The following is a 5,440-nucleotide window of genomic DNA, read 5'->3' as shown; positions in this document are numbered from 1 at the left end:
GCGCCCCCGGTGCCGCGACGCCCGGGCTCCACCCCGCCCCCCCCCCCCCCCCCCCGCCCGGGGGGGCCCCCCCCCCCGGGGGGGGGCGGCCCCCCCCCGGCCCCCCCCCCCCCGGGGGGGGGGCCCGGCCCACGTCGCCCGGGGCGACGGTCTCTTTACCGCCGCCCCGGTCGGGTGCACACTCGTCAGGTCTGTGCTCGCCGCCGACGCACAGCGCACTCCCGGTCGGCCCCGCCGACCGCACGGCACGCCCGCAGGACGCGCCACGTCGTCCGGCCCGACGACCACTCACCCACGTCCCCGGCACGACGCCGCCACCCCTGCCGCGCCCGGGACCTGCCGGACCTGGAGCACCCATGAGAAGACTCCGCACCGCCCTGCCCGCGAGCGTCGCCGCCGCGGCCGCAGCCCTCGTCCTCGTCGCGAGCCCTGCCGTCGCGCACGGCGGCAAGCCGACCCCGCGCCCGCCGGTCGTCACCGACGTCGCGACCGGCCTCGTGACACCGCTCAGCCTCGCGGTCGGCCCGCACGGCACGACCTACGTGACCCAGAACTTCCCCGGCCTGCTCACGGCGGTCGGCCGGGACGGCACGCCGAGCGTCCTCTACGCGTCGCCCGACGGCGGCGAGGTCGGCGGCGTCTCCTACGCCGACCGCCGGATCACGTTCACCGAGACCCAGCTGGGCGAGGAGGGCCCCGTCGCGTCGGAGGTGTCCACGCTGCGCACGGACCGGTGGGGCAACCCCACGGGCGCACCGCGCGTCCTGGCCGACACGTTCGCCTACGAGCGCGCGAAGAACCCCGACGGGCGCACTGCGTACGGCCTGCTGAGGACCGGCCGGGCGTGCCTCGAGCAGATCCCCGCCGGTCCGCTCCCCGCGCGTTACACCGGCATCGCCGACTCGCACCCGTACGCGACGACGACGGTCCGCGGCACGACCTACGTGGCCGACGCGGGAGCGAACGCGATCCTGTCGATCAGCGAGCGCGGGAAGGTCCGAACGGTCGCCGTGCTGCCCCCGCAGCCGGCCGTCGTCACGGCCGAGTTCGCCGCGAGCCTCGGGTGGCCGGACTGCGCCGTCGGCCAGACGTACTGGTTCGAGGCCGTCCCCACGGACGTCGAGGTGGGTCCTCGCGGCGTGCTCTACGTGACGACGCTGCCCGGCGGCCCGGAGGACGACAGCCTCGGCGCGCGCGGCGCCGTCTACACGGTCGACCCGTGGAAGGGGAAGGTGCGCCAGGTCGCGTCCGGCTTCGTGGGCGCGACGAACCTCGCGGTGACGGACCAGGGCACGGTCTACGTGAGCGAGCTGATGGGCGGAAGGATCTCCCAGGCCGGCAGGCGCGGCCCGAGCACCGTCGTCGAGGTCCCGCTCCCGGCAGGGCTCGAGTGGGACGGCAAGGGCCTGCTCGCGACGACGAACGTGCTGCCGCCGGACGACACGACGCCGCCCGACGGTCACCTCGTGCGCGTCGACCTCGGGAAGCACCGCGGCCGCTGACACCTCGCGCGGCCCGGGCCGACCCGACACGCGCGGGCGCCCGGGCCGTGCCGCGCCGTCCCGCCGGTCGCTCGTGGTCAGCCGCTCCCGAGCACGAGGACCATGACCACGGCGCCGAGCGCGACGGCGACCCCGAACGCCGCGGCGACGATCCCGACGACGACGCCCACGCGGGTCCCCGCCGAGGCGACGACGGTCATGCCCAGACCCTGGGCTGCCTCCGTGACGAGGCGCCGCCCGACGCTCGTGTCGTAGACGGCGGTCGTCCGTCGGCCGTCGGCGTCCGCGACGGACGTGCGGTAGGTCGATCGGATCGTCCCGCGCGCGACGGAGCGCACCCAGCCCTTCTGGGGCTCGACGAACCGCCCGTCGGCGTCGAGCGCCCAGCGCGTGTGCCGGACGACGTCGGTGAGCTCGACCCGCGCGCCGTCGGGCAGGACGCGCACGAGGTGCGTGTCGAGCGTCGCGAGGCGGCGGCGCGAGAACACGCTCCACCACGCCGCGTCGGGCCGGTCGAACCGCAGCTCGAACCCGTCGGGACGCTCGTCCACGATCCGGTAGGGCGTGCCCGCGGCGCGGGCGCGCACGGCGGCGGCGAGGTCCTCGGCGGTCGGCACCCCGCGAGTGTAGGGCCGTCAGGACGGTGCGACCGCGCGCCGCAGCGCCTCGACGCTCACGTCCACGTCGGCGTCGGTCGTCGCCCACGAGCTCACGGACACGCGCAGGACGGCGCGGTCGTGCCAGCGGGACCCGGACATCCACACGGTGCCGTCGGCGAGCACGCGGCGCACCACGTCCTGCGTGCGCGCGTCGTCGCCGAACGCCGCGCACACCTGGGTGAACACGACGTCGTGCAGCACCTCGGCGCCGTCGAGCGACCGCAGCGCGTCGGCGAACGCGGTCGCGTGCCGGCAGAACCCGTCGACGAGGTCGGCGGCGCCCGAGCGCCCGAGCGCGCGCAGCACCGCCCAGACCGCGAACGCGCGCCCGCGCCGCGACAGCTCGGGCACCTTGTCGAGCGGGTCGCCCGCGTCGCTCTGGATGAGGTAGTCCCCGTGCATGCCCATCGCGGCGCGCAGCGGGGCGGGGTCGGCGACGATCGCGAGCCCGCAGTCGTAGGGGACGTTGAGCGTCTTGTGGGCGTCCGTCGCCCACGAGTCCGCCGCCTCGTACCCCGCCACGAGGTGGCGGTGGGTGGGCGACGCGGCCGCGAAGAGCCCGAACGCGCCGTCGACGTGCACCCACGCGCCGTGCCGGTGGGCGATCTCGACCGCGGGGTCGAACGGGTCGAACGCGCCGGAGTGGACGTTGCCCGCCTGGAGCACGACGACGGTCGGCCCGCCCGGCGCGCCGTCGGGGGGATCGGCCAGCGCGCCCTCGAGCGCCGCGGCGGAGAGCCGACCCTGGTCGTCCGCGGCGACGACCTCGGGCGCACCGAGGCCGAGGTAGGACAGCGCGAGGTCGACCGACTCGTGCCGCTCGGCGCCCACGAGCACGCGGACGCGGGGCGCGCCGGTGAGGCCGTCGCGCCGCACGTCCCACCCCGCGCCTCGCAGCACCTCGCCGCGCGCGGCCGCGAGCGCCGTGAAGTTCGCGGTCGTCGCCCCCGTGACGAACCCGACCGCGCTCGACGCGGGCAGCCCGAGGAGGTCGAGCAGCCACGCGCTCGCCACGTCCTCGACGGCCGTGTGCGCGGGGGTGAGGCCCCGCAGCGCGCAGTTCTGGTCCCACGCGCTCGTGAGCCAGTCGGCCGCGAGCGCCGCGGGGTGGCTGCCGCCGATGACCATGCCGAAGAAGCGGCCCGAGGGCATGGCGGTGAGGCCGGGCCCGCACGCGGTGGCGAGCAGGTCGACGACCTCGGGCGCCGGCGTCGGGGCGTCCGGCAGGTCGGTGCCGAGCGCGGCGACGACGTCCGCGACGCCGGCTCGCGGCGGGACGGGCCGTGTCGCGAGGGAGTCGAGCCACGCGGCGGCGTGCTCGTGCGCCCGCAGGAGGGCGGCGTCGCGATCGTCCATGACCGCTCCTGACCGGGCCGGACCGGCGCCGGCCCCTCCCGCCAGGCTGGACCCGGCCCGGGCGCGGGTCAACCGCGGCGGCGATCCGGCACGCGCGTACTTCTTACGCCCAGGCAACGGCCAGGCAACACACGGTGCCTACCGTCGGGCGGGCCAGATGTTCCCCCGACGGAAGGCTTCCCCGTGAGAACGCTCACACTGACCCTGACCGGCCGCGCCGTCGCGGCCGTCGTCGCCCTCGTGCTCGCGCTCGCCGCGCTCGCCGCGGCTGTCGCGTACACCGTCGCCGACTCCCGCTCGACGGCCGCCGCGGCCCGCGCCGAGGGCGAGGCGCCGCCGGTGCTCGCGGCGGGCGCGACCAACCCGCTCGGCATCACGTCCGCGCGCTACGCGACCGCCACGGCGACCGCCGCGACCGGGAAGCCGAAGGTCGTCGTCGTCGCGACCGGCGGCACCATGGCCGGCAAGGCCACCGGCCGCGACACGTTCACGAGCTACCGCGCCGGCACGTACCTCATGGAGGACATGCTCGACACGCTGCGCCCGGAGCTCGACGCCGTCGCGGACGTCACCGCCGTCCAGTTCGGCAACGCGGGCTCGTCCGGCTACTCGATGGAGCAGTTCCACGCGCTCACGCTCGAGGTGGAGAAGCAGCTCGAGACGGCGGACGCCGTCGTGGTGACGACCGGCACCGACACGCAGGAGGAGTTCGCGTACTGGCTCGACCTCACGGTGCGCTCGCGCAAGCCCGTCGTGACGTCCGGGTCCATGCGTCCGTGGGGGGCGGGCGCCGGGCCGGACTCCGACCTCGTGTTCGGCACCGACGCGCCCGCGAACCTCTACAACGCGATCAAGGTGGCCGCGTCGCAGCAGACGTACTGCTTCGGCACCGTGCTCATGCTCAACGACGAGATCCAGGCGGCCCGCGAGGTCACCAAGACCAACTCCTACCGCACCGACACGTTCCAGACGCGCGAGTACGGCGTGCTCGGCTGGATCGACGGCAGCAACATCACGCTCGGCCGCGCCCCGGCGCGCGTCATGGCGTGCGACAGCGAGGAGTGGTTCACGCCGTTCGACCTCTCCCAGGTCGACCCGAAGGCGCTGCCCCGCGTCGAGATCCTCGTGTCCTACCAGCAGGCCGGCGGCGAGGCCGTGACGGCGTTCGCGAACGCGGGTGTCCAGGGCATCGTCACGGCGGGCACCGGCGCGGGCGGGATCTCGTCGGCCATGAGCCAGGCGCGCACCGCGGCGGTCCGCGAGGGCGTGTGGTTCGTCTCGACGACGCGCACCGGGTCGGGGTCGTCGTACGGCGGCGGGAACGGCGTCATCGCGGGCGGCGACCTCACGGCCGTCAAGGCGCGGCTCCTGCTGCTGCTGTCGCGGGCCTTCACCGACGACTTCGCGACGGCGCAGGGCTGGTTCGCCACCTACGGCTCGCGGTCGTTCGACCAGTCCGCCACGGCGGGCACGATCGGTGCCGAGCCGGGCTCGACCTCGGTGTCCTTCACCGCGACGGCGACGCCGGTCTGCAAGGCCGCGGGCAACAAGCTGTGGCTCACGGCGTCGGTGACCAACACGGACACCGTGCCGATCGACGTGCGCGTGACGTCGTCGTCCGGCGAGCACACGTTCACCGCGGTCCCCGCGGGCGAGACGGCGGAGAAGACGTTCTCGGTCAAGGGCAAGACGCTCCCGGCGGGCGAGGTCGCGCTCGTCGCGACCAAGGACGTCGACGGCCGGACCGTCGAGACGGAGGCCGCCGCGGCCTACCCGGAGACGGCATGCCGGTGATGGCGGACTGACCCGCCGCCGCGCCGAACACGGGGTTGGGGTGGGGGAGATGCCCGGAAAAACCCACCACCCCCCGATGGAGCCGGCCCGCGCGGGGTGGAGCGGGGGGGGGGCGCGCCCCACCCCGCG

General features: G+C 76.0%; 4 protein-coding genes. 2 read left to right on the top strand and 2 right to left on the bottom strand.

The features are described 5' to 3' along the window. The first annotated feature begins 356 nt into the window (after positions 1-356). Positions 357-1,502 (top strand): ScyD/ScyE family protein, encoded by a 1,146-nt coding sequence (locus tag GYH36_RS18760; protein WP_162290657.1) that lies wholly within the window; start codon positions 357-359, stop codon positions 1,500-1,502. Between the two features lie 77 nt (positions 1,503-1,579). On the opposite strand, the gene GYH36_RS18755 is transcribed toward GYH36_RS18760, so the two are convergent. Together GYH36_RS18755 and GYH36_RS18750 are read right to left on the bottom strand one after the other, a co-directional pair. Then, entirely contained in the window at positions 1,580-2,119 is a 540-nt protein-coding gene (locus GYH36_RS18755; protein WP_024841414.1) for a hypothetical protein, read from the bottom strand. Positions 2,120-2,137: 18 nt separating this feature from the next. Beyond that, positions 2,138-3,517, bottom strand: coding sequence for a pyridoxal phosphate-dependent decarboxylase family protein (locus tag GYH36_RS18750; protein WP_162290656.1), 1,380 nt, complete (start codon positions 3,515-3,517; stop codon positions 2,138-2,140). Between the two features lie 183 nt (positions 3,518-3,700). Here GYH36_RS18750 and GYH36_RS18745 point away from each other — a divergent pair, with 183 nt between their 5' ends. Next, positions 3,701-5,311 (top strand): asparaginase, encoded by a 1,611-nt coding sequence (locus GYH36_RS18745; RefSeq protein ID WP_162290655.1) that lies wholly within the window; start codon positions 3,701-3,703, stop codon positions 5,309-5,311. Positions 5,312-5,440: the final 129 nt, after the last annotated feature.

Source organism: Cellulosimicrobium composti, from assembly GCF_010287905.1.
GTDB lineage: Bacteria > Actinomycetota > Actinomycetes > Actinomycetales > Cellulomonadaceae > Cellulosimicrobium > Cellulosimicrobium composti.
This window is presented reverse-complemented; position numbering and strand designations above follow the sequence as displayed.